This is a genomic window from Terrabacter aeriphilus, from assembly GCF_039542985.1.
Taxonomy (GTDB): domain Bacteria; phylum Actinomycetota; class Actinomycetes; order Actinomycetales; family Dermatophilaceae; genus Terrabacter; species Terrabacter aeriphilus.
The window spans coordinates 169,011-193,374 of sequence record NZ_BAABIW010000001.1 but is presented as its reverse complement, the minus strand read 5'-3'; the positions used below and the strand labels follow the sequence as shown (position 1 = coordinate 193,374).

At 72.3% G+C, this 24,364-nt stretch carries 22 protein-coding genes; 11 read left to right on the top strand and 11 right to left on the bottom strand.

Translation table 11 applies throughout. The features are described 5' to 3' along the window. Window positions 1-2: 2 nt before the first annotated feature. From sufD to ABD979_RS00830, 4 genes are read right to left on the bottom strand one after another with little or no spacing between them, the layout of a single operon-like run. Window positions 3-1,304, bottom strand: coding sequence for a Fe-S cluster assembly protein SufD (sufD, locus tag ABD979_RS00845; RefSeq protein ID WP_425583879.1), 1,302 nt, complete (start codon window positions 1,302-1,304; stop codon window positions 3-5). Continuing rightward, entirely contained in the window at window positions 1,304-2,725 is a 1,422-nt protein-coding gene (gene sufB / locus ABD979_RS00840) for a Fe-S cluster assembly protein SufB (RefSeq protein ID WP_345505518.1), read from the bottom strand. The genes sufD and sufB overlap by 1 nt, the downstream gene beginning before the upstream one ends. Further along, entirely contained in the window at window positions 2,722-3,591 is an 870-nt protein-coding gene (locus tag ABD979_RS00835; RefSeq protein ID WP_345505517.1) for a helix-turn-helix transcriptional regulator, read from the bottom strand. Before ABD979_RS00835 ends, sufB begins: the two co-directional genes overlap by 4 nt. A gap of 54 nt (window positions 3,592-3,645) precedes the next feature. Beyond that, on the bottom strand, window positions 3,646-4,659 hold the full coding sequence (locus ABD979_RS00830; RefSeq protein WP_345505516.1) for a CDP-alcohol phosphatidyltransferase family protein: 1,014 nt from the start codon (window positions 4,657-4,659) through the stop codon (window positions 3,646-3,648). A 118-nt stretch (window positions 4,660-4,777) separates the two neighbouring features. Here ABD979_RS00830 and ABD979_RS00825 point away from each other — a divergent pair, with 118 nt between their 5' ends. The 5 genes from ABD979_RS00825 (at window position 4,778) to ABD979_RS00805 (ending at window position 8,981) form a co-directional block, all read left to right on the top strand. Beyond that, a complete protein-coding gene (locus ABD979_RS00825) occupies window positions 4,778-5,488 on the top strand; it encodes an ABC transporter ATP-binding protein (protein ID WP_345505515.1) in 711 nt (236 codons plus the stop codon). Beyond that, the gene (locus ABD979_RS00820) at window positions 5,485-6,312 is read left to right on the top strand and encodes an ABC transporter permease (protein WP_425583878.1); all 828 of its coding nucleotides are present in this window, start codon (window positions 5,485-5,487) and stop codon (window positions 6,310-6,312) included. Before ABD979_RS00825 ends, ABD979_RS00820 begins: the two co-directional genes overlap by 4 nt. A 94-nt stretch (window positions 6,313-6,406) precedes the next feature. Then, complete coding sequence (locus ABD979_RS00815) at window positions 6,407-6,889, top strand: DUF2231 domain-containing protein (RefSeq protein WP_345505514.1); 483 nt, start codon at window positions 6,407-6,409, stop codon at window positions 6,887-6,889. 128 nt (window positions 6,890-7,017) lie between these two features. Continuing rightward, the gene (locus ABD979_RS00810; protein WP_425583883.1) at window positions 7,018-7,944 is read left to right on the top strand and encodes a COX15/CtaA family protein; all 927 of its coding nucleotides are present in this window, start codon (window positions 7,018-7,020) and stop codon (window positions 7,942-7,944) included. A gap of 23 nt (window positions 7,945-7,967) precedes the next feature. Continuing rightward, a complete protein-coding gene (locus ABD979_RS00805) occupies window positions 7,968-8,981 on the top strand; it encodes an NUDIX hydrolase (RefSeq protein WP_345505512.1) in 1,014 nt (337 codons plus the stop codon). 54 nt (window positions 8,982-9,035) lie between these two features. Here the strand turns inward: ABD979_RS00805 and ABD979_RS00800 are convergent, their stop codons facing one another. Then, window positions 9,036-10,010: a heme o synthase gene (locus ABD979_RS00800; protein WP_425583877.1), complete on the bottom strand. Its 975-nt coding sequence runs from the start codon at window positions 10,008-10,010 to the stop codon at window positions 9,036-9,038. Between the two features lie 271 nt (window positions 10,011-10,281). Here ABD979_RS00800 and tkt point away from each other — a divergent pair, with 271 nt between their 5' ends. The 6 genes from tkt to pgl are packed head-to-tail and all read left to right on the top strand — an operon-like array spanning window position 10,282 to window position 19,012. Further along, window positions 10,282-12,561: a transketolase gene (gene tkt, locus ABD979_RS00795; protein WP_345505510.1), complete on the top strand. Its 2,280-nt coding sequence runs from the start codon at window positions 10,282-10,284 to the stop codon at window positions 12,559-12,561. Between the two features lie 5 nt (window positions 12,562-12,566). Beyond that, a complete protein-coding gene (gene tal / locus ABD979_RS00790) occupies window positions 12,567-13,679 on the top strand; it encodes a transaldolase (protein WP_345505509.1) in 1,113 nt (370 codons plus the stop codon). Continuing rightward, window positions 13,676-15,322: a glucose-6-phosphate isomerase gene (locus ABD979_RS00785; protein ID WP_345505508.1), complete on the top strand. Its 1,647-nt coding sequence runs from the start codon at window positions 13,676-13,678 to the stop codon at window positions 15,320-15,322. The genes tal and ABD979_RS00785 overlap by 4 nt, the downstream gene beginning before the upstream one ends. Further along, window positions 15,319-16,860 carry a glucose-6-phosphate dehydrogenase gene (gene zwf / locus ABD979_RS00780; protein WP_345505507.1) on the top strand — a complete coding sequence of 514 codons (1,542 nt, stop codon included), beginning with the start codon at window positions 15,319-15,321 and terminating at the stop codon, window positions 16,858-16,860. Before ABD979_RS00785 ends, zwf begins: the two co-directional genes overlap by 4 nt. Then, entirely contained in the window at window positions 16,857-18,272 is a 1,416-nt protein-coding gene (opcA, locus tag ABD979_RS00775; protein WP_345505506.1) for a glucose-6-phosphate dehydrogenase assembly protein OpcA, read from the top strand. The genes zwf and opcA overlap by 4 nt, the downstream gene beginning before the upstream one ends. Beyond that, window positions 18,269-19,012 carry a 6-phosphogluconolactonase gene (pgl, locus tag ABD979_RS00770; RefSeq protein WP_345505505.1) on the top strand — a complete coding sequence of 248 codons (744 nt, stop codon included), beginning with the start codon at window positions 18,269-18,271 and terminating at the stop codon, window positions 19,010-19,012. Before opcA ends, pgl begins: the two co-directional genes overlap by 4 nt. Window positions 19,013-19,104: 92 nt before the next feature. On the opposite strand, the gene ABD979_RS00765 is transcribed toward pgl, so the two are convergent. From ABD979_RS00765 to whiA, 6 genes are all read right to left on the bottom strand, one after another. Then, window positions 19,105-19,455: an RNA polymerase-binding protein RbpA gene (locus tag ABD979_RS00765; protein ID WP_082081065.1), complete on the bottom strand. Its 351-nt coding sequence runs from the start codon at window positions 19,453-19,455 to the stop codon at window positions 19,105-19,107. 13 nt (window positions 19,456-19,468) lie between these two features. Further along, complete coding sequence (secG, locus tag ABD979_RS00760; RefSeq protein WP_188031918.1) at window positions 19,469-19,714, bottom strand: preprotein translocase subunit SecG; 246 nt, start codon at window positions 19,712-19,714, stop codon at window positions 19,469-19,471. Between the two features lie 165 nt (window positions 19,715-19,879). Continuing rightward, window positions 19,880-20,692 carry a triose-phosphate isomerase gene (gene tpiA / locus ABD979_RS00755; RefSeq protein ID WP_345505504.1) on the bottom strand — a complete coding sequence of 271 codons (813 nt, stop codon included), beginning with the start codon at window positions 20,690-20,692 and terminating at the stop codon, window positions 19,880-19,882. Continuing rightward, window positions 20,692-21,900 carry a phosphoglycerate kinase gene (locus ABD979_RS00750; RefSeq protein ID WP_345505503.1) on the bottom strand — a complete coding sequence of 403 codons (1,209 nt, stop codon included), beginning with the start codon at window positions 21,898-21,900 and terminating at the stop codon, window positions 20,692-20,694. Before ABD979_RS00750 ends, tpiA begins: the two co-directional genes overlap by 1 nt. A 108-nt stretch (window positions 21,901-22,008) precedes the next feature. Further along, window positions 22,009-23,013, bottom strand: a complete 1,005-nt coding sequence (gene gap / locus ABD979_RS00745; protein WP_345505502.1) for a type I glyceraldehyde-3-phosphate dehydrogenase — start codon at window positions 23,011-23,013, stop codon at window positions 22,009-22,011. A 215-nt stretch (window positions 23,014-23,228) separates the two neighbouring features. Next, a complete protein-coding gene (gene whiA, locus ABD979_RS00740; protein WP_345505501.1) occupies window positions 23,229-24,209 on the bottom strand; it encodes a DNA-binding protein WhiA in 981 nt (326 codons plus the stop codon). Window positions 24,210-24,364 lie beyond the last annotated feature (155 nt).

Below are 24,364 nucleotides of genomic sequence, written 5' to 3'. Positions count from 1 at the left end.
GGTCAGTTCTCCTTGCTGGTGCTGGGGATGTCGGTGCTGGGGGTGTGCTGGGTGGGAGCCGCGTACGCCGTCGCCGCGAGCTCCTCCTCGATGGCCGCGGTGATCTCGTCGCGCAGGTCGGCGAGCGGGATCTCCCGGATGATGTCGGCGAAGAAGCCGCGCACGACGAGACGCTTGGCCTCGTCCTCGGTGATGCCGCGCGACTGCAGGTAGAACAGCTGCAGGTCGTCGAAACGCCCTGTCGCAGAGGCGTGCCCGGCTCCCTCGATCTCGCCGGTCTCGATCTCGAGGTTCGGCACCGAGTCGGCGCGGGCGCCGTCGGTGAGCACGAGGTTGCGGTTGAGCTCGTACGTGTCGGTGCCCTCGGCCTCGGCCCGGATGAGGACGTCGCCGACCCAGACCGTGCGGGCCGTCTCGCCCTGCAGCGCGCCCTTGTAGGTGACGCGGCTCTTGCAGTGCGCGGCGTTGTGGTCGATGTACGAGCGGTGCTCGAGGTGCTGGCCGGCGTCGGCGAAGTAGACGCCGAGCAGCGTCGCGTCGCCGCCGGGGCCCGCGTAGCGCACGTTGGCGTTGACGCGCACGACCTCGCCGCCGAGCGTCACCGAGAGGTGCTTGTAGCGCGCGTCGCGGCCGACGAGGGCGTCGTGCTGCGCGAGGTGCTGCGCGTCGTCGTCCCAGCGCTGCACCGAGACGAGCGTCAGGTCGGAGCCGTCACCCGTGACGACGGAGACGAGCTGCGAGTAGCGGCTCGAGCCGGTGTGCTCGACGACGACGGTCGCCTTGGAGAAGCGGCCGGCCCGCACGACGAGGTGGCCGTGCACGGGCTCGCCGCCCTGGCCGACGAGCGAGAGGCGCACGGGCTCGTCGAGCTCGGCGTCGGCGGGGATGTCGAGGAGCAGCGCGCTCCCGGCCGCCCCGGCGACGACGGCCGCGCGGTCCTGCGGGGGCAGGATGCCGAGGGCCTGCGCCGCCGCGGCGTCGACGACCGAGGTCGTGACGCCCGCGGGCAGCTGCGTGCCGATCTCGAGGCGACCCGAGGCGCCGTCGGCGAGCAGGTCGCGCAGCTTCTTGACCGGCGTGAAGCGCCAGTCCTCCTCGCGGCCGGTGGGCACCGGGAAGTCGGCGACGTCGAACGACGCCGTGCGCTCGGCCCGCGACTGGTCGGGCACGAAGGCGGCGGCCGAGTCGGTGTGGGCGGCAGCGCCGGGCAGGGTGGCGGTCGTGCTGGGGGCGGCGTCGGGCACCGTGGTCTCGCTCTGCTGGGTCTCGGGGTTGTCGGTGGTCGTGTCAGCCAGAAGGCCCATCAGCCGACGGCTCCTTCCATCTGCAGCTCGATGAGGCGGTTGAGCTCGAGGGCGTACTCCATCGGCAGCTCCCGCGCGATCGGCTCGATGAAGCCGCGCACGATCATCGCCATCGCCTCGTCCTCGGCCATGCCGCGGGACATGAGGTAGAAGAGCTGGTCCTCGGAGACCTTCGAGACGGTGGCCTCGTGGCCCATCGAGACGTCGTCCTCGCGGATGTCGACGTAGGGGTAGGTGTCCGAGCGGCTGATCGTGTCGACGAGCAGGGCGTCGCAGCGCACCGTCGAGGCCGAGTGCGAGGCGCCCTCAAGCACCTGCACGAGGCCGCGGTAGCTCGCACGACCGCCGCCACGGGCGACCGACTTGCTGATGATCGAGCTCTTCGTGTTGGGCGCGGCGTGCACCATCTTGCTGCCGGTGTCCTGGTGCTGGCCCTCGCCGGCGAAGGCGATCGAGAGGGTCTCACCCTTGGCGTGCTCGCCCATGAGGAAGACGGCGGGGTACTTCATCGTCACCTTGGAGCCGATGTTGCCGTCGACCCACTCCATCGTGGCGCCCTCCTCGCAGGTGGCGCGCTTCGTGACGAGGTTGTAGACGTTGTTCGACCAATTCTGGATCGTCGTGTAGCGCACGCGGGCGTTCTTCTTGACGATGATCTCGACGACGGCCGAGTGCAGCGAGTCCGACTTGTAGATCGGGGCGGTGCAGCCCTCGACGTAGTGCACGTACGAGCCCTCGTCGGCGATGATGAGCGTCCGCTCGAACTGGCCCATGTTCTCGGTGTTGATGCGGAAGTACGCCTGCAGCGGGATGTCGACGTGGACGCCCTTGGGCACGTAGATGAACGAGCCACCCGACCAGACGGCCGTGTTGAGCGCGGCGAACTTGTTGTCGCCGGCGGGGATCACCGTCGCGAAGTGCTCGCGGAAGATGTCCTCGTGCTCCTTGAGCGCGGTGTCGGTGTCGAGGAAGATGACGCCCTGCTGCTCGAGGTCCTCGCGGATCTGGTGGTAGACGACCTCCGACTCGTACTGCGCGGCGACGCCGGAGACGAGGCGCTGCTTCTCGGCCTCGGGGATGCCGAGACGGTCGTAGGTGTTCTTGATGTCCTCGGGCAGGTCGTCCCACGTGGCCGCCTGCTTCTCCGTCGACTTCACGAAGTACTTGATGTTCTGGAAGTCGATGCCGGTGAGGTCGGAGCCCCACGACGGCATGGGCTTCTTGCCGAAGAGCGAGAGGCTCTTGAGGCGCAGCTTCGTCATCCACTCCGGCTCGCTCTTGCGCGCCGAGATGTCGCGCACGACGTCCTCGTTGAGGCCACGACGGGCGGTCGCACCGGCCACGTCGCTGTCGGCCCAGCCGTACTCGTAGGTGCCGATGCCCTTGAGACCCGGGTTGAGCTCTTCGATGTGGGTGGTCATGAGGAACCTTCCTTGACGTGCGTGAGCGTGTCGGTCCGTGCAGTGGTGACGGTCGTGCTGGTGGTGGGGAGCGTGCTGGGGGTCGAGCCCGCGTCGGGCCCGCCCGCCGGTGCAACAGCCGCGGGTGGCGGTGTCTTCCGCCCCCGGCCGGCGAGTCCGCCGGTCGGGACGAAGGTCGTGCAGACGTGGTGGCCACCGGCGAGCGTGGCCAGGCGCTGGACGTGGACGCCGAGCAGGCGCGAGAACGCGTCGGTCTCGGCCTCGCAGAAGGCGGGGAACTCGGCGGCGACGTGCTGCACCGGGCAGTGGCCCTGGCACAGCTGCACCCCGGTCAGCCCGCCCGTGCCGACCGGACGCGCGGTGGCGGCGAAGCCGTCCTCGCTCAGGGCCTCGACGAGCGCGGCGGTGCGCGCGGTGGGGTCCTCGCCCGCGGCGGCGAGCCGGTCGGCATACCTGCTCTCGAGGGCGGCGACGCGCGTGCGGGCGAAGTCGGTGACGGCGTTGGGCCCGGCGTGGCCCTCGAGGTAGCGCAGCACCTCGACGGCGAGCGCGTCGTAGTCGGCCTCGAGGGCGCCGTGGCCGGCGTCGGAGACGACGTAGGCGCGGGCCGGGCGACCACGGCCCCGGCGACCGCCGACGGGCTCGTGCGGCTCGACCGCGCCCTGCTCCACGAGCGCGTCGAGGTGGCGGCGCACCGCGGCGGGCGTCAGGTCGAGGCTGCGGCCGAGCTCGGCCGCCGTGATCGGGCCGTCGGCCGAGACCGCGTGGAGCACTCGCGAGCGCGTGCGCGACTCGAGCGGCGAGACGGGCTGGCCGTCGTCGCCGTCCTTCGTCTCACGCGGAGCGTGCTCATCGAAAAACACCACACCATTGTGACGTAATTGCGAACACCGGGTCCAGTCAGGGGACCCTAACCGGCGTCAGCGAGTGGGCGGTGCCGAGCCGTGGTCGGCGTCGTGGTGGGCCTCGGAGTGCGCGCCGTGGGCGTCGTGGTCGTCGTGGTCGAAGTCGAGGTCGCCGTCCTGGTCGTCGTCCCCCTCGTCCGGGTCATCGACGTCGTCGGCCTCGGGCGGCATGATGACCGACGGCATCCGGACCCGGGGCGGCGCGACGGCGTCGTCGCCGAACCAGCGGCGCCGCAGCGGGGCCGTCGCCCAGCCGAGCGGGCAGGTGAGCACGTAGCCGTAGGCGAGCGCCATGCCGGTGGCGCCCGGGAAGAGCACGAGGCCGAGCACGACGACCACACCGATCGGCACCGTGATCCGCAGGTGCCGCGGCGAGAGCAGGTCGCGGAACGAGCGGAACCGGAACGACGACGCCATGAGGGCAGCCGGGAGCACGCCGGCCGCGACGGGCACGAGCGGGGCCCAGTCGTAGAGCGGGTCGCCGATCGCGAGCACCGTGGAGATGACGACGCCCGCGGCCCCCGGGCTCGCCAGCCCGACGAAGTAGCGCTTGTCGGCGAGCGGGTCGATCGTCACGTTGAAGCGGGCGAGGCGGTAGGCCGCGCACGCCAGCCAGAACATCGCCCCCGCCCACGCCCACACCGGGTATGCCGGCAGCGCCCACGTGTAGACGAGCACCGCCGGCGCGATGCCGAAGGAGATGAGGTCGGCCAGCGAGTCGAACTGCAGCCCGAAGGGCGTGATCGCCCCGACGGCGCGGGCCACCGCGCCGTCGCAGATGTCGAGCACGATCGAGATGCCGACGAGCACGGCCGCCGTGCGGAAGTGGCCCTGGAACGACAGGAGCACCGAGCTGAAGCCGCACAGCATGTTGCCGAGCGTGAAGAGGCTGGGCAGGGTGGCCCGGGCCCGCACGCGTGGGTTGAGCCGATCGAGCGGGATGACGCGAGCGCCGGTGGCCGACACGAGCCGCATCCGGCGACTCACACGGTCACGGCGGCGGTCGTGGGCGGCTGGGTCGATCGTCACGGGTGGGCTCCGTCAGGGTCGCTCGGTGGGTCGCCCCGGCCGGGCCCGGGGGGGTCGGCGACCGGTGCGGCCGGTGCGATGACCGGCGTGGTCGGGACCGAGCCTAGACTCATGAGTCATGACCGCCGCGGTGACACTGTCCGATCTGCACCGCTCGTTCGGCCGGGTCACCGCCCTCGACGGCCTCACGTGGTCGGCTCCGGCCGGGCGCGTCACGGCCGTGCTGGGTCCCAACGGCGCCGGCAAGACGACCGCCGTCGAGTGCGCCGTCGGCCTGGCCCGCCCCGACCGCGGTGCGGTGCGCGTGCTCGGGGCCGACCCGTGGCAGGCCGACGCCGACCACCGGGCCCGTGTCGGGGTCATGCTCCAGGCGGGCGGCCTGCCCAACGGCACGAAGCCGCTGCGCCTGCTGCGCCACCTCGCGCGCCTCTACGCCGACCCCCTCGACGTCGACGACGTCGCGGAGCGCCTCGGCGTGACGCAGTTCGCCGGCACGACCGTGCGCCGGCTCTCGGGCGGGCAGAAGCAGCGGCTCGCGCTCGCCGCAGCCCTGCTCGGGCGCCCCGAGGTGCTCTTCCTCGACGAGCCCGCCGCCGGGCTCGACCCGCACGGGCGCCTCGACGTCTGGGACCTCGTCGCCGCCCAGCGCGACGCCGGCACGACCGTCGTCGTGACGACGCACTCCTTCGAGGAGGCCGAGCGCCTCGCCGACCACCTCGTCATCATGAACGCCGGCCGCACCGTCGCGGAGGGCACGCCCGGGTCGGTGACGGCCGGGCGCTCGCTCGAGGACGTCTACTTCAGCCTGACCCGCAAGGGAGCCGCGTGAGCACCACCCCGACCTCGCCGCCCTCGCCGACCACTCCGGGCACCCCGGGCCCCCCGGGCACCGCGACCGGCGCGGGCCGCGCGCACGCCGCGCCGCCCCGGCAGCGCGTGCTCGCGCAGGCCCGCTTCGAGGTGGGCAGCCTGCTGCGCAACGGCGAGCAGCTGCTCGTCTCGCTCGTGCTGCCCGCGATGGCCCTCGTCGGCCTGCACCTCAGCACCGCGCCGTCGCTCGGCCCGGGCGACCGCACCGCGCTGGCCGTGGCCGGCGTCGTCGCGCTCTGCGTCGTGTCGGCCGCCTTCACCTCGCAGGCGATCGCGACCGGCTTCGACCGGCGCTACGCCGTGCTGCGCTACCTCGGGGTGACCCCGCTCGGGCGCGGTGGCCTCGTCGCGGCGAAGGTGCTCGCGACGCTCGCCGTCGAGGTCGTCCAGATCGCCCTCATCGCCGCGCTCGGTCTCGCCCTCGGCTGGCGGCCGCCCGTCGCCGGGCTCGCATATGCCGTCCTGTTCGTCGTGCTCGGCACGTGGGCCTTCGTCGCGCTCGCGCTCCTGCTCGCCGGCACGCTGCGGGCCGAGGCCGTGCTCGCCGTCGCCAACCTCGTCTGGGTCGTCCTGCTCGCCGTCGGTGGCGTCGTCGTGCCGCGCACCGAGCTGCCCGCCGGGGTGTCGCACGTCATCGGCCTGCTGCCGTCGGCGGGCCTGGGCGACGGCCTCCGCTCGGCCCTCGTCGCCGGCGAGCTGAACCTCTCGGCCCTGCTCGTCGTCCTCGGGTGGGCAGGAGTCGCGACGGCGCTCGCGGCGCGGCTGTTCCGCTTCGACGACTGACCAGGTGAGACTGACCAGGTGAGACTGACCGGGTGAGGCCGGCGGTGCGGAGCGCCACCGGAACCCAAAGCACCCCCGCACCCTGGAGGCGACGTTGTTCGACTACATCCTCGGCCTGCCGATGCACGCCCTCGTGATCCACGCCGTCGTCGTGCTCGTGCCCCTCTCGGGCCTGCTCGCCATCGGCTACGTCGCCCGCCCCGACTGGCGGCGCGTCCTGCGCTGGCCGACGGCTGCCGGCGCCCTCATCTCGGGCGTGACGGCGTTCGTCGCCGCCGAGAGCGGCGAGGCCCTGCAGCGGCGGGTGTCGCAGGTGCGCGCGAGCACCACCGACTTCGAGTTGCTCTCCCGGCACACCGCCTGGGGCGACCGGGCCAAGCTGCTCTGCCTCGTCTTCATGGTGCTGACGCTCGTGGCGCTGTGGTTCGTGCGCCCGCCCGAGGAGGAGTCGCCGCGCGGCCACGCCTTCGACGTCCTCATCGGCACCCTCGTCGTGCTCGCCGCCGTCGCGGCGACCACCACGGTCGCCATCGCCGGGCACGCCGGCTCGCAGGTCGTCTGGAACGGCTTGGCCTGACGAGGCACCGAGCCGCACACCCGGCCGCACACCCGGCCGCGTACCCGGCCGCGCACCGGGCACCCCGCAGTCCGGCATACCCTTGGAGGGTGTCCTCCACCCCCACCGTGACCGGCGCGGAACCGTCCGTGCGCGCCGGGCGCGTCGCCCGTGTCGTCCGCCACCTCCCGCGCCTCCCCGCCCGCTGGGTCCGCCCCGTGCTCGTCGCGAACCTCGTCGCCGAGGTCGGCATCGTCGTGACGGGCGGCGTCGTGCGCCTGACCGGCAGCGGCCTCGGGTGCAGCACCTGGCCGGAGTGCCAGCCGGGCTCGTTCACCCCGGTGCGCACGCCCGAGAGCGCCTACCACGACCTCGTCGAGTTCGGGAACCGGACGCTGACCGGGGTCGTCGCCGTGCTCGCCCTCGTCACCCTCTACGTCGTGCTGACGACGTGGCCCGACCGCCGGCGCATGCAGCTGGTCGCCGTCGGCGTGCTCGCCGGCATCCCGGCCCAGGCGGTGCTCGGCGGCATCACGGTGCTGACGGGACTCAACCCGTGGCTCGTCATGGGTCACTTCCTGCTCTCGATGGTGCTCATCGCCTTCTCGTCCGCGCTGGTGCGCGGCTCCCGGGACGAGGTCTCCGGCCCGGGCGAGCTCGTCGTGCACCCGCTCGCGCGCCGGCTCGCCCTCGGCACGAGCGCCGTCGGCGCCGTCGTGCTCCTGCTCGGCACCATCGTGACCGGCTCGGGCCCGCACTCGGGCGACGCCGACACGCCGGCCCGCACCGGCTTCGACCCGCGCTTCGTCTCGTGGATGCACGCCGACGCCGTCATGCTCTTCGTCGGGCTCGTCGTCGCCACGCTCGTGGCCGTGCGCATCACCGCGACGACCGACCGGGCCAGACGGTCCTGGGACATGGTGCTCGTCGTGACGCTCGCGCAGGGGCTCGTGGGCTACGTGCAGTACTTCACCGGGCTGCCGGAGCTGCTCGTGCTCGTGCACATGCTCGGTGCGAGCCTCCTCGTCGTCACCCTCACCGTCGGCGTGCTCTCCACCCGCCGGAACCCGGTCTGACGCGCGTTGCCTAGGCTGGGCGCGTGACCGACCAGCCGACCCTGCGCGACGGCGAGCTCGTGCTCCGCCCGTGGGAGCTCGACGACAGCACGGCCACCCGCACCCTGCACGACCCCGAGATCGCGCGCTGGTTCGACTTCCCGCACACGCCTCCCCCGGAGGACGAGCACCTCGCCTGGATCGAGGGCACGCACGCGGAGTGGGCCGAGCGGCGCAAGGCGACCTTCGTCGTCGACTGGCGCGGGGAGCCCGCCGGCACCGTCGACGTGCGCGTGCAGGAGCCCGGCGTCGGCGTCCTCTCGTGGGCCGTCTACGCCCCCTTCCGTGGCCACGGCATCGCCTGGCGCGCCGTGCGGCTGCTCGTCGAGTGGGCCTTCGAGGCGCTCGAGCTCGAACGCGTCGAGGCCCACGTCAACCCGGACAACCGCGCGTCGGTGCGCACGGCGCTGCGGGCCGGGCTGCGCCGCGAGGGACGGCTGCGTGGCAACGCCGTGCTCGCGGGCGTGCGCCAGGACACCCTCGTGCTCGGGCGCCGCCGTGACGACCCGCACCCGGACACGCGCGAGGGCTTCACCTCGATGCTCGACTCCACCCTGCCGACGAAGCGCGCCATCGCCCAGGGCGTGCTGCGCTCGACGACGGGTGGCCTGCTGCTCTGCGAGCTCGTCTACAAGCGCGAGTGGGACCTGCCCGGTGGTGTCGTCGACCAGCACGAGTCGCCGGCCGCCTGCGTCGTGCGCGAGGTCCGCGAGGAGCTGGACCTCGAGGTGCGCGCCGGCGAGCTGCTCGCCGTCAACTGGCTGCCGCCGCTGCAGGGGTGGGCCGACGCGACCGTCTTCGTCTTCGACCTCGGCACCGTCGAGCCGGATGCCGCGGCGCGGGCCCACCTGCAGGCCCGCGAGATCCGCGCGGTGCACTGGACGGGACCCGATGACTGGGCCACGCGGGTGGCGCCCTACAACGCGCGCCTGCTGCGCCGCCTGCACCAGCACCGGGGCGGGACGCTCTACCTCGAGGACGGCACGCCGACCGGCTGAGCGCGGCGGCCGGCATACGGCCTCGGCGGCGACCTCCCGGTCACGTGACGACGGTCAGGAGAAGAACGGCAGCGGCAGGTGCCAGACGGGATCGATCGCGACGCCGACGAAGAGGATCGTCAGGTACGTGATGGAGAAGTGGAAGAGGCGCATCGGGCGCAGCACGTCCTCCGCCACGCCCGCGCGGGCCTTGGCGAGCAGGCGGTGCGCCTCGAGGAGGAAGAGCGCGCCCGCGACCACGGCGGCGACGGTGTAGACCCAACCGACCTGCTGCACCGGGATGAGCGCGAGCGACGTCAGCACCATGGCCCAGGAGTAGACGACGATCTGGCGCGCGACGACGACGAAACGCTCGACGACCGGCAGCATCGGCACGTGCGCGGACGCGTAGTCGTCCTTGTAGCGCAGCGACAGCGGCCAGTAGTGCGGCGGCGTCCAGAAGAAGATGACGAGGAAGAGGATGAAGGCCGACCAGCTGAGCGAGTCGGTGACGGCCGACCAGCCGATGAGCACCGGCATGCAACCGGCGGCCCCACCCCAGACGATGTTCTGCGCCGTGCGGCGCTTGAGCAGCAGGGTGTAGCCGAAGACGTAGAAGAGCAACGCCGCGAGGGCGAGCCAGGCGCTCAGCCAGTTGACGAGCAGGCCGAGCCACAGCGTCGAGGCGACCGCGAGCGCGACGCCGAAGACGAGGGCCGCACGCGGGCTCACCGTCCCGGTGACGAGGGGGCGCTTGCTCGTGCGGTGCATGACCGCGTCGATGTCGCGGTCGATGTAGCAGTTGAGCGTGTTGGCCGCGCCCGCCGAGAGCGTGCCGCCGACGACCGTCGCGACGACGAGCCAGAGGTCCGGCACGCCCTGCTCCGCGAGGAACATGACGGGGATCGTCGTGATGAGGAGCAGCTCGATGATCCGCGGCTTCATCAGCGAGACGTACTGTCCGATCAGGAACTTCAGCCCACTGCCGTCCGGACCGTTCAGCGCCGAGAGGTCGGCGCGGGGGTCCACCGTTGTCACTGACATCCTCACCGCTGGTACGTCGCTCCGACCGGGGGGTACGGAACCCTTGCGTCGCAAGTCTAGACCGTCGGCGCGGACGGTCGGCACCGCACCAGCACGAGCACGTACCGCCCGTCGGGCGAGGTGTCGTCCCCTCCGAGCCGGGGACTAGGCTCGCTCCCGTACGCGATCCGCCGTGTCGAAGGAGAACCGTTCCGTGCCCACCGCTGCGTCCAGCACCACCGCCCCGGCGAAGAAGCCCGCCCGATCCAGCACCGCGAGAACGGGAAAGGCGAAGGGCGTGCTGGCACAGCGTGACCCGGGTCTGCCGCTCCCCCGCGCGAGGAAGGCCGGCTGGAGCGACCTCGACGTCCGGGCCGTCGACACGACGCGCCTGCTCGCGGCCGACGCCGTGCAGAAGGTCGGCAACGGCCACCCCGGAACGGCCATGTCGCTCGCGCCGCTCGCCTACCTGCTCTACCAGAACGTCATGACGCACGACCCGTCCGACCCGACGTGGCTCGGGCGCGACCGTTTCGTGCTCTCGTGCGGTCACTCGAGCCTGACGCAGTACGTCCAGCTCTACCTCAGCGGCTACGGCCTCTCGCTCGACGACCTCAAGTCGCTGCGCACGTGGGGCTCGCTGACGCCCGGCCACCCCGAGGTGCACCACACACCCGGCGTCGAGATCACGACCGGGCCGCTCGGCTCGGGCCTCGCCTCGGCCGTCGGCATGGCGATGGCCCAGCGCCGCCAGCGCGGCCTCTTCGACCCGGACGCCAAGCCCGGCACCAGCCCGTTCGACCACTCGGTCTACGTCATCGCCTCCGACGGCGACATGCAGGAGGGTGTCTCGCACGAGGCCTGCGCCCTCGCCGGCCACCAGGAGCTCGGCAACCTCACGGTCGTCTACGACGCCAACCAGATCTCCATCGAGGACGACACCGACATCGCCTTCAGCGAGGACGTCGCCGCGCGCTTCGAGGCGTACGGCTGGCACGTCGTCGAGGTCGACTGGCGCCAGGACGCGAACGGCGCGACCTACGTCGAGGACGTCGACGCGCTGCTCGCCGCGATCCGCTCCGGCGACAAGGTGACGAACAAGCCGACCCTCGTCGTGCTCCACACGATCATCGCGTGGCCCGCCCCGACGAAGCAGAACACGGGCAAGTCGCACGGCTCGGCCCTCGGCGATGCGGAGATCGGCGCGACGAAGGAGCTGCTCGGCTTCGACCCGAAGAAGACCTTCACCGTCGAGCCCGCCGTGCTCAAGCACGCCCGCGACGTCGTCAAGCGGGGCAAGGCCGCCCACCGCGAGTGGAACACCGCGTTCAAGGCGTGGCGCAAGGCCAACCCGGACCGCGCGGCCCTGCTCGACCGCATCCTCGCCGGCGACGCCCCCGCGGGCCTCGCCAAGGCGCTGCCGACGTTCCCGGCCGACGAGAAGGGCGTCGCGACGCGCGCCGCCTCCGGCAAGGTGCTGACCGCGCTCGCCGACGTCATGCCCGAGCTCTGGGGCGGCTCGGCCGACCTCGCCGAGTCGAACAACACGACGATGGAGGGCCAGCCCTCGTTCATCCCCTCCGGCAAGCAGACGTCGACGTGGACGGGTGGCCCCTTCGGGCGCACGCTGCACTTCGGCATCCGTGAGAACGGGATGGGCATGATCCTCAACGGGATCGCGCTCGAGGGCCTGACCCGCCCCTACGGCGGCACCTTCCTCGTCTTCTCCGACTACATGCGGCCGGCCGTGCGCCTCGCGGCGATCCAGCAGGCACCCGTCACGTACGTGTGGACCCACGACTCCATCGGGCTCGGCGAGGACGGCCCGACGCACCAGCCGATCGAGCACCTCGCCTCGCTCCGCGCGATCCCCGGCCTCGACGTCGTGCGCCCCGCGGACGCCAACGAGACGGCGGCGGCGTGGGCGCAGATCCTCACCAACGCCAACGGCCCGGCCGCCCTGTGCCTGACCCGTCAGCCGGTGCCGACGTGGGACCGGAAGAAGTACGGGAAGACCAGCGGTGTCGCCAAGGGCGCCTACGTGCTCGTCGAGGAGTCGCGTGCGGGTGACCCGGACGTCGTCCTCGTGGCCACCGGCTCGGAGGTGCAGCTCGCCGTGAGCGCGGCCGAGAAGCTCGAGAAGTCGCGCATCTCCACGCGCGTCGTGTCGATGCCGTGCCGGGAATGGTTCGAGAAGCAGAGCCGTTCCTACCAGGACAAGGTTCTGCCGCCGGCAGTCCGCGCCCGTGTCAGCGTCGAGGCGGGGATCTCGATGGGCTGGCACGACATCGTCGGTGACGCCGGGCGCATCGTCAGCATCGAGCACTTCGGTGCCTCGGCCGACCAGGCGACGCTGTACCGCGAGTTCGGCATCACCGCCGAGGCCGTCGTCAAGGCCGCCAAGGACTCCCTCAAGGCCGCCGGACGCGCCGCCACTCGGGCGCCCGGCGTCACCGAGACCAACCCGGCCCGCGCCGCCCAGAGCGCGTCCACGGACGTCATGGGTGGCGACGCGGGGACCGGCAGCGGCAACGCCGCCGGCGCGGCAGCCGCATCCGCTACGAGCAAGGGGAAGTGACCAGCATGACCAACCCGAACACCCAGGCCCTGTCCGACGCCGGAGTCTCCATCTGGCTCGACGACCTGTCCCGCGAGCTCATCGAGACCGGCAAGATCTCCGACCTCATCACCGAGCGCAACGTCGTCGGCCTGACGTCGAACCCGTCGATCTTCCAAGCGGCCCTGTCCAAGGGAGAGCGCTACAACGACGACCTCGCGGCCCTGACGAAGGACGGCAAGGACGTCGAGGAGGTCGTCCACGCGCTGACGACGTCCGACGTGCGCAACGCCTGCGACCTCTTCCTCCCGCTCTACGAGTCCACGAAGGGCGTCGACGGCCGCGTCTCCATCGAGGTCGACCCGCGCCTCGCGCACGACACCGAGAAGACCATCGAGCAGGCCATGTCGCTCCACGAAGCCGTGGGCCGCGAGAACGTCCTCATCAAGATCCCGGCGACGAAGGCCGGCCTGCCGGCCATCACCGCCGCCATCGCCGAGGGCATCAGCGTCAACGTGACGCTCATCTTCTCGCTCGAGCGCTACCGGGCCGTCATGAACGCCTACCTCGAGGGCCTCGAGAAGGCGCACGCCGCCGGTCACGACCTGTCCAAGATCCACTCGGTCGCCTCGTTCTTCGTCTCGCGCGTCGACTCGGAGATCGACAAGCGGCTCGACGCCATCGGCACCGACGAGGCCCGCGGCCTCAAGGGCAAGGCCGGCCTGGCCAACGCCCGCCTCGCCTACCAGGCGTTCGAGGAGGTCTTCTCGACGCCCCGCTGGGGCACGCTCGCCGAGGCCGGCGCCAACGCGCAGCGCCCGCTCTGGGCCTCCACCGGCGTCAAGGACCCGGCCTACCCCGACACGATGTACGTCACCGAGCTCGTCACGGCGAATGTCGTCAACACGATGCCCGGCGCGACGCTCGAGGCGACCGCCGACCACGGCGACGTGCACGGCGACACCGTGACCGGCGGCTACGAGCTCGCGAGCAACCTGCTCGACGACCTCGAGCGCGTCGGCGTCTCCTACAACGAGGTCGTCGAACTGCTCGAGACCGAGGGCGTCGAGAAGTTCGAGAAGGCCTGGGGCGAGCTGCTCGACGGCGTCACCGCGGAGATGGAGAAGGTGACCGCATGAGCTCGCTGTCCGTCAGCGCATCAGGAGCTGCGGCGGACGCGATCGGGAGGCACGTGCCCGGCCTCGTCGAGGACGCCGTCGCGAGCCGACTCTTCGCCAAGGACGCCACCCTGTGGGGTCCGGATGCCGAGTCCGAGTCACGGATCCGCCTCTCCTGGGTGGGTCTCCCCCGTTCCTCGCGCCCGCTCGTCGGCGAGATCGCCGCGATGCGCGAGTCCTTCGCCGAGCAGGGCCTGACGCACGTCGTGCTCTGCGGCATGGGCGGTTCCTCGCTCGCCCCCGAGGTCATCTGCGCCACCGCCGGGAAGCCGCTGGTGGTGCTCGACTCCTCCGACCCCGACTACGTGCGCCGCGCGCTCGGTGACGACCTGGAGCACACCGTCGTCGTCGTGTCGAGCAAGTCGGGCTCCACCGTCGAGACCGACTCGCAGCGCCGCGCCTACGAGCAGGCGTTCACCGACGCCGGCATCGACCCGGCCGCGCGCATCGTCATCGTCACCGACCCGGGCAGCCCCCTCGACGCCGAGTCGCGCGAGAAGGGCTACCGCGTCGTCAACGCCGACCCCGAGGTCGGCGGGCGCTACTCCGCCCTCACCGCCTTCGGCCTCGTGCCGAGCGGCCTGGCCGGCGTCGACGTCGAGGGCCTCCTCGACGACGCCGAGTCGGTCGCCGACCTGCTCGCCGAGGACGACGACGCCAACCCCGGCCTGCGCCTGGGCGCCGCCATGGCGGGCACCGACCCGCTGCGCGACAAGCTCGTGCTCGTCGACGACGGCTCCGGCATCGTCGGGTTCGCCGACTGGGCCGAGCAGCTCATCGCCGAGTCGACCGGCAAGAACGGCACGGGCGTGCTGCCCGTCGTCGTCGGCGGCGACTCCGACCCCGAGGTCACCTGGCCCGCCGCCGACGTCACGGTGGCGCGCCTCGTCGACGCCGACGCCGACGTTCCCGGCGAGGGCGCCGCCTCCGAGGTGCGGGTCGGCGGGGCGCTCGGCGCCCAGCTGCTCCTCTGGGAGGTCGCGACCGCGGTCGCCGGGCGCCTGCTCGGCATCAACCCCTTCGACCAGCCGGACGTCGAGAGCGCCAAGAAGGCCGCGCGTGCCCTGCTCGACCAGGGCACCGGCGCGAGCGAGGCCCCGGCCGCCACCGACGGCGCGGTCGAGATCCGCGCCCTGGGCGGCAGCGACGGCTCGGGCGGCTGGCTCGGCGACGCGGCCACCGTGCCCGCGGCCCTCGACGCGCTCTTCGCGCAGCTCGACGCCGACCGCGGCTACGTCGCCGTCATGGCCTACCTCGACCGCCTCGCGGACGCCGACCTCGCCGAGTGCCGGGTGCCGCTCGCGCGGCGCACCGAGCGTCCGACGACCTTCGGCTGGGGCCCGCGCTTCCTGCACTCCACCGGCCAGTTCCACAAGGGTGGACCTGCTCTCGGCGTCTACCTCCAGGTGACGACGGCTCCCAAGCAGGACCTCGCCATCCCCGGCCGCGAGTTCACCTTCGGCGACTTCATCGGCTCGCAGGCCGGCGGCGACGCCGCCGTGCTCGCCGAGCACGGTCGCCCCGTGCTGCAGCTGCACCTGACCGACCACGACGCCGGTCTCGCGCAGCTGCGCGAGGTGCTGGCCGACGGAGGGCGTGCATGAGCCCGGCGCGGATCGCCCACGGCCAGAACCCGCTTCGCACCGCCGAGGACAAGCGCCTGCCCCGCATCGCGGGTCCGTGCGGCCTCGTCCTCTTCGGCGTGACGGGTGACCTCGCCCGCAAGAAGCTGATGCCGGCCATCTACGACCTCGCGAACCGCGGGCTGCTGCCACCGGGCTTCTCGCTCATCGGCTTCGCCCGTCGTGACTGGGCCACGCAGGACTTCGGCCAGGTCGTCCACGACGCCGTGAAGCAGCACGCGCGCACGCCCTTCAGCGAGGACGTCTGGCGCAACCTCTCCGAGGGGTTCCGCTTCGTGCCCGGCACGTTCGACGACCCGGTCGCCTTCGACCTGCTCGCCAAGACGGTGGCCGACCTCGACCGCGACCGCGGCACCGGTGGCAACCACGCGTTCTACCTGTCCGTCCCGCCGAGCTTCTTCGCGACGGTGTGCGAGCAGCTCGAGCGGTGCGGCCTGACGAGCGCCGACGGCGACAGCTGGCGCCGGGTCATCATCGAGAAGCCGTTCGGCCACGACCTCAAGAGCGCCCAGGAGCTCAACGAGATCGTCGAGGGCGTCTTCCCGCAGGACTCGGTCTTCCGCATCGACCACTACCTCGGCAAGGAGACGGTGCAGAACCTGCTGGCGCTCCGTTTCGCCAACCAGCTCTTCGAGCCGGTGTGGAACGCCAACTACGTCGACCACGTGCAGATCACGATGGCCGAGGACATCGGCATCGCCGGCCGCGCGGGCTACTACGACGGCATCGGCGCGGCTCGCGACGTCATCCAGAACCACCTGCTCCAGCTGCTCGCGCTGACCGCGATGGAGGAGCCGGTCTCCTTCGACGCCAAGGACCTTCGCGCGGAGAAGGAGAAGGTGCTCTCCGCCGTCCGGCTGCCCGCCGACCTCGACAAGGGGGCTGCGCGCGGTCAGTACGCGGCCGGCTGGCAGGGCGCCGAGGAGGTCGTCGGCTACCTCGCGGAGGACGGCGTCGACTCCGCCTCCACGACCGAGACGTTCGCGGCGGTGACCCTCGAGGTCGACACCCGACGCTGGGCCGGCGTGCCGTTCTACCTGCGCACCGGCAAGCGCCTCGGCAAGCGCGTCACCGAGATCGCCGTCGTGTTCAAGCGGGCGCCGCACCTGCCCTTCGAGCACACGGCGACCGAGGAGCTCGGCCAGAACGCGATCGTCATCCGCGTGCAGCCCGACGAGGGCGTCACCCTGCGCTTCGGCTCCAAGGTGCCGGGTGCGCAGATGGAGGTGCGCGACGTGACGATGGACTTCGGCTACGGCTCGTCGTTCACCGAGGCCTCCCCCGAGGCCTACGAGCGGCTCATTCTCGACGTGCTGCTCGGCGACCCGCCGCTCTTCCCGCGGCACGAGGAGGTCGAGTCGTCCTGGCGGATCCTCGACCCGCTCATGAAGCACTGGGCCAAGTCGGGCAAGCCGGAGCAGTACCCCGCCGGCACGTGGGGGCCGCCGTCGGCCGACCGCATGCTCGAACGCGACGGACGCACGTGGAGGATGCCGTGATCCGCGACCTGACCGACACCACGACCACGGGCATCAGCAAGACGCTCGTGCGGCTGCGCAACGAGGTCGGCGCCATGGCGCTCGGCCGCGTGCTCACACTCGTCGTCGTCGTCGAGGACACCGACGCCCAGCGCGCCATCGACGTCGCCAACCAGGCGAGCCGGCAGCACCCCTGCCGCATCATCGTCGTCATCTCCGGCGATCGTCGCGGCAAGAACCGGCTCGACGCCCAGATCCGCCTCGGCGGCGACGCCGGCGCGAGCGAGATCGTCGTGCTGCGCCTCTACGGTGCCCTCGCCAACCACGGGCCGAGCGTCGTCGTGCCGCTGCTGCTGCCCGACTCCCCCATCGTCGCGTGGTGGCCCGGAGAGGCGCCGGCCGACGTCGCCAAGGACCCCATCGGGGCCATGGCGCAGCGTCGGATCACCGATGCCGCCGAGCACCGCAACCCGCGACTCATGCTCAAGAAGCGCGCGGCGAGCTACAGCCCCGGCGACACCGACCTCGCCTGGACCCGGGTCACGCACTGGCGCGGCCTGCTCGCGGCTGCGATCGACCAGCCGCCGTACGAGCCGATCACCGGCGCCGTCGTCAGCGGGGCACCGGACTCCCCGTCCGCCGACCTGCTCGCCGGCTGGCTCGCCGTGCAGCTCAAGGTGCCGGTGCACCGGGTCTCGACGCCGCGGGGCTCCGGCATCACGGCCGTGCGCCTCGAGCGCAAGAGCGGCCCCGTCGACCTCGTGCGCCCCGGCGACGTCGTCGCGACGCTCTCGCAGTACGGCCAGCCCGACCGGCGGATCAGCCTGCCCCGGCGTGAGCTCCCCGAGAGCCTCGCCGACGAGCTGCGCCGCCTCGACCCCGACGAGACCTACGAGGCCGCTCTCGTGCAGGGCCTGAAGAAGCTGCTCCCGGTGCGCCTGACGGCCAGTGCGGCGGCCAAGGCCGGCAAGGCTCCCGATCCCGAGGAGGCCCGCAAGCTCGCGGCTCGCCTCGGCCGGGACGACTCGGCGCGCGAGGCCTCGGCCATGATCACGGCGCCGCCCGCGCCGGAGCACGCCGAGACCGAGCAGGTGCACGTCGCGGCGGCGCGCAAGCTCGCCGGCAAGCGCACCCCGCGCGAGAAGGAGACGGCGCGCAACCGTCAGCGGGCGGAGGCGGCGTCCTCGTCCTCGGCTGCGTCGAAGGCGTCGGGCACGTCGACGACGTCGGGCACGTCGAAGGCCTCGACCTCGGGCACGTCGAAGACCACGACGTCGAAGAAGGCCGCAGCCACGACGAAGGCCGCCGGTGCCCGCAAGGCCGCGGGCACGAAGAAGGCCGCGGTCACGAAGAAGGCCGCGGGCACGAAGAAGGCGGCGGGCACGAAGAAGGCGGCGGCGAGGACGGCCACGACGCAGCAGGCGTCGTCGTGACGGCCGAGCCGCAGGTGCTCGTCCACGCGGACAAGCAGGCGCTCGCCGACGCGGCCGCGGCCCGTCTCGTCGCGGCCCTGCAGGAGGCGCAGTCCCGCTCGCCGGAGGCCCAGGTCGCCCTGACGGGAGGCTCGATGGGCTCGGCGATCATCGCCTCGGTGGTCCGGCTGCCCGAGCGCACCGCGGTCGACTGGCAGCGGGTGCGGGTGTGGTGGGGCGACGAGCGCTACCTGCCGGCCGGCGACCCCGACCGCAACGACACCCAGAACGACGAGGCGGGCCTGCTCGAACTCGGGCTCGACCCGGCCAAGGTGCACCGGGTGGCCGGCCCGGACACCTCCGGCAGCGCCGAGGAGAGTGCCGAGGCCTACGCCCGCTCGATCCGCGAGCACGGCCAGGGCGGCTGGGACGTCGTGCTGTTCGGCGTCGGCCCGGACGGGCACGTCGCCTCGCTCTTCCCGCACCACCCCGCCCAGCGCGTCACCGATGCGATCGCCGTGGCGGTGCACGACTCCCCCAAGCCGCCGCCCGACCGCGTCAGCCTGACGTTCGAGTGCTTCGAGCGCAGCCGGCAGGTCTGGTTCCTCGTCTCGGGCGCCGACAAGGCCGAGGCCGTCGCCGCCGCCCAGGCGCCCGGCGCCGACCGCTGGGAGGTGCCGGCCGCCGGACCGCGGGGCAGCGAGGCCACGCTGTGGCTCCTCGACGAGCCCGCGGCATCCGGCCTCGGCGACGAGCGCTGACGGCAGCCGGCGCTGACCGCAGGGCGCACGACGAAGGGCCCGGGATCACTCCCGGGCCCTTCGTCGTGTCAGGTCGCGCCGCGACCGTCAGGTCACTGGATGAGGCCGCGTTCGCGCAGCGTGCTCAGGGCCTCGTCGAGGATGGCCGCGCCGTCGGCGTCGCTGCGCCGCTCCTTCACGTAGGCCAGGTGCGTCTTGTAGGGCTCGACCTTCGGCGGGGCCGGCGGGTTCTCCTTGTCCTGCCCGGCGGGGAAGCCGCAGCGGGGGCAGTCCCACGTCTCGGGGAGCACCATGCCCGGCTCCTCGGCGAAGCTCGGGCGCGTCTCGTGCCCGTTGGAGCACCAGTAGGAGATGTGGACGCGGGGGGCGGCGTCGCCGCGCTCCGCCTCGCCCATGGGGCCGGCACCGACCCGGCTGCCGCGAATGGCGTTTCCGCTTGCCATGTGTTGGTTCCTCTCAGCTCGCGAAACGGGCCAGCAGGCCCAGACCGATGATGGATGCCGCCCAGACGGCGGCGACGGCCACGGTGAACCGGTCGAGGTTGCGCTCGGCCACCGAGGAGCCGCCGAGCGAGGTCGACATGCCGCCCCCGAACATGTCGGACAGGCCACCACCCTTGCCCTTGTGCAGCAGGATGAACAGGGTCAGGACCATGCTGGACAGCACCAGCAGGACCTGCAGCACGATGCGAACCGCATCCACGTGGTCACTCCAAATCGTCGGGCTCTCGGGGCTTGCGGGCCGCAGCCCGCCGCCCGCGCGTTCCGGGCTGGTCCCGGTCGTGTTCCGGGGCTCGGGCAAGGATACCTGCCCGCACGCCCGTCGGCCGAACGCACCACTCGGGTGCGTCCGGCCGACGGCGGTACGTCAGGACGTCGCGAGGTGGTCGCGGTAGCGGCAGATCGACGCGAACTCGGTCGGGTCGATCGACGCGCCGCCCACGAGCGCGCCGTCGACGTCCTCCTGGGCCATGATCGAGGCCACGTTGTTGGCCTTGACGCTGCCGCCGTAGAGCACGCGCACGGCGTCGGCGACGTCGCCGCCGTAGAGGTCGGCGAGCAGGCTGCGCACGGCCGCGCAGACCTCCTGCGCGTCGTCCGGGGTGGCGACCTCGCCGGTGCCGATCGCCCAGATGGGCTCGTAGGCGATGACGATGGTGGCCGCCTGCTCCTTGGTGACGCCCTCGAGCGCCGCGCGCAGCTGGGCGACGACGTGCTCGACCTGGCCGCCTTCCTTGCGCACCTCGAGCGCCTCGCCGCAGCAGAGGATCGGCGTCAGGCCGTGGGCGTATGCCGCCCGCACCTTCGCGCCGACGACCTCGTCGGTCTCGCCGTGACCCTCACGACGCTCGCTGTGGCCGACCACGACGTACGTGCAGCCGAGCTTGGCGAGGAACGCGCCGGAGATGTCGCCCGTGTAGGCGCCGGAGGTGTGGGGCGAGAGGTCCTGCGCGCCGTAGCGCAGCTCGAGCTTGTCGCCCTCGACGAGCGTCTGCACGGAGCGCAGGTCGGTGAACGGCGGCAGCACGGCGACCTCGACGGCCGTGTGGTCGTGCTTGGCGTCGCGCAGCGTCCAGTCGAGCTTCTGCACGAGGTGCGTGGCCTGGAAGTGGTCGAGGTTCATCTTCCAGTTGCCGGCCATGAGCGGCACGCGGCCGACCTGCTTGGTGTCCTTGGCCATCAGGCGTCGCCCTCCTCGAGAACGGTCAGACCGGGCAGCTCCTTGCCCTCGAGGTACTCGAGGCTCGCGCCGCCACCGGTCGAGATGTGGCCGAACTGCTCGTCGTCGAAGCCGAGCTGGCGCACGGCCGCGGCGGAGTCGCCGCCGCCGACGACGGTGAGCGCACCGCGCGCGGTGATGTCGACGAGCGCCTCGGCGAGGGCCTTGGTGCCGGCGGCGTAGGGCGCCATCTCGAAGGCACCCATCGGGCCGTTCCAGAAGACGGTGCGGCAGTCGGCGAGCTTCTCGGCGAAGAGGCGGCTCGACTCGGGGCCGATGTCGAGGCCCATCCGGTCGGCCGGGATCGCGTCGACGGCGACGACCTCGTGGTCGGCGTCGGCGCTGAACGCGTCGGCGGCCACGACGTCGACGGGCAGCACGATCTCGACGCCCTCCTTCTCGGCACGCTCGAGGTAGCCCTTGACCGTGTCGATCTGGTCGGCCTCGAGCAGGCTCTTGCCGACCTCGTGGCCCTGCGCCGCGAGGAAGGTGAAGACCATGCCGCCGCCGATGAGCAGACGGTCGGCGGTGCCGAGCAGGTTGCCGATGACGCCGAGCTTGTCGGACACCTTGGCACCGCCGAGCACGACGGCATACGGCCGCTCGGGGTCCTGCGTGAGGCGACGCAGCACGTCGACCTCGGTGGAGACGAGCTGGCCCGTGGCGTGCGGCAGCAGGCGCGCGACGTCGTAGACCGACGCCTGCTTGCGGTGCACGACGCCGAAGCCGTCGGAGACGAAGACGTCTGCGAGAGAAGCGAGCTCGCCCGCGAACCCGGCGCGCTCGTCATCGGTCTTGGCGGTCTCGCCGGCGTTGAAGCGCAGGTTCTCGAGGAGCAGCACCTGGCCGTCCTCGAGCGCGGCGGCCTTGGCCTTGGCGTCGTCGCCGACGGTGTCCTCGGCGAAGACGACGTCGGCGCCGAGCACCTCACCGAGGCGCTTCGCGACGGGGGCGAGCGAGTACTTGGCCTCCGGCGCGCCCTTGGGGCGGCCGAGGTGGGCGCACACGACGACACGCGCGCCGGCGTCCGTCAGGCCCTGGATCGTCGGGGCCGACGCGCGGATGCGGCCGTCGTCGGTGATCGTCGTGCCGTCGAGCGGCACGTTGAGGTCGGACCGGACGAGCACGCGCTTGCCGCGCAGGTCGCCGAGGTCGCTGGTGGTCTTCACGCGGGATGCCTCTTCGTCAGTTGGTGGTGCAGCCGGGCATGGGTGCGGCCACCGCCCCGACGCGCTCCGGTGTCGAGAGCGGGAGCGCCGGGGCGGTGGCCGAGTGGCTCAGAGGCTCTTGCCGACGAGCGCGACGAGGTCGACGAGGCGGTTGGAGTAGCCCCACTCGTTGTCGTACCAGCCGACGACCTTGACCTGGTTGCCGATGACCTTGGTGAGGCCGGCGTCGAAGATGCACGAGGCGGGGTCGGTCTCGATGTCCTTGGAGACGATCTCGTCCTCGGTGTAGACGAGGAAGCCCTTGAGCGGGCCCTCGGCGGCGGCCTTGACCGCGGCGTTGACCTCCTCGACCGTCGTCTCGCGGCCGGCCTCGAAGGTGAGGTCGGTGGCCGAGCCGGTCGGCACCGGGACGCGCAGCGCGTAGCCGTCGAGCTTGCCCTTCAGCTCGGGCAGCACGAGCGAGACGGCCTTGGCCGCGCCCGTCGTGGTCGGCACGATGTTGAGGGCGGCGGCGCGGGCGCGGCGGAGGTCCTTGTGCGGGGCGTCCTGCAGGTTCTGGTCCTGCGTGTAGGCGTGGATCGTCGTCATGAGGCCCTTGACGATGCCGAACTCGTCGTTGAGGGCCTTGGCCATCGGCGCGAGGCAGTTCGTCGTGCACGAGGCGTTGGAGATGACGGTGTGCTTCTCGGCGTCGTAGAGGTCGTGGTTGACGCCCATGACGATGGTGATGTCCTCGTTCTTGGCCGGGGCCGAGATGATGACCTTCTTGGCGCCACCGTCGATGTGCGCCTTGGCCTTCTGCGCGTCGGTGAAGAAGCCGGTGGACTCGACGATGACGTCGGCGCCGACGCCGGCCCAGTCGATGTTCGCCGGGTCGCGCTCCTCGAAGACGCGGATCGCCTTGCCGTCGACGATGATCGACGTGTCGTCGTAGGTGACCTCGCCGGGGAAGCGGCCCAGGATCGAGTCGTACTTGAGCAGGTGGGCGAGGGTCTTGTTGTCCATGAGGTCGTTGGTGGCCACGACCTCGATGTCGGCTCCGGACGCCACGATGGCGCGGAAGAAGTTGCGGCCGATGCGGCCAAAGCCGTTGATACCAACGCGAACGGTCACTGCTGTGCACCTCTTCGGTGAGACTGTGTGTCGGACGAACTGCCAGACCAACGGCCGCCCCGTTGCGACCTCGATCACGTCCACCCTAGTGCGTCACCCCTGCTGGCGACCCGGGAGTCTCAGGGTCGGGTGAGCGTGCGCTCAGCCCTCCCGGGGCCCACCACCTGCGGCCGCGGGGTCGCGGGGTCTCGCGCCGCCGCTCGCGGTGCGGTCGGTCAGCTCTCGAGCATGTCGGCGGTGAGGTTGGCGTCGGTGCCGGCCACCCCGAGCTCCTCGGCGCGCTTGTCGGCCATCGCGAGCAGCCGCCGGATGCGGCCTGCCACGGCGTCCTTGGTCATCGGCGGCTGGGCGAGCTGGCCGAGCTCCTCGAGGCTGGCCTGCTTGTGCTCGAGGCGGAGCACCCCCGCCTCGCGCAGGTGGTCGGGGATCTCCTCGCCGAGCAGCTCCATGGCGCGCTCGACGCGGGCGCCGGCCGCGACGGCGGCGCGGGCCGACCGGCGCAGGTTGGCGTCGTCGAAGTTGGCGAGCCGGTTGGCCGTCGCGCGCACCTCGCGGCGCATCCGGCGCTCCTCCCAGGCGAGCACGGCGTCGTGCGCCCCGAGGCGGATGAGCATGGCGCCGATGGCGTCGCCGTCGCGGATGACGACGCGGTCGACGCCGCGCACCTCACGGGCCTTGGCCTGGATGCCGAGGCGACGGGCCGCGCCGACGAGCGCGAGCGCCGCCTCGGGGCCCGGGCAGGTGATCTCGAGGGCCGACGAGCGGCCGGGCTCGGTGAGCGAGCCGTGCGCGAGGAACGCGCCGCGCCACGCAGCCTCCGAGTCGCAGGTCGCCGCGCTGACGACCTTGGGCGGCAGGCCGCGCACGGGGCGGCCCCGCGAGTCGATGAGACCGGTCTGACGGGCGAGGGTGGCACCCTCCTCGACGACCCGGACGACGTAGCGCGAGCTGCGGCGCAGGCCCCCGGCCGCGAGCACGAGCACATCGCTCTTGTGGCCGTAGACCTCCGCGATGTTGCGGCGCAGCCGGCGCGCGGCGTTCGCGGTGTCGAGCTCGGCCTCGACGACGATCTGGCCTCCGATGATGTGCAGCCCCCCGGCGAAGCGGAGCATCGTGGACACCTCGGCCTTGCGACAGCAGGGTTTGGTCACCTCGAGGCGGGAGAGCTCGTCCTTCACCTTTGCTGTCATGGCCATGCCCGCCATCCTGCCACCCGGATCAAGTACCCGGATCAAGCACCCGAGTCCGCCCGCCCCTCCCACCGTCGAAAGGCCACTCCGTGCGGGTCCCCCACCGTCGAGAGGCCAGCGTCTGCGGGTCCCCACCGACGAAAGGCCACTTAACGCGGGTC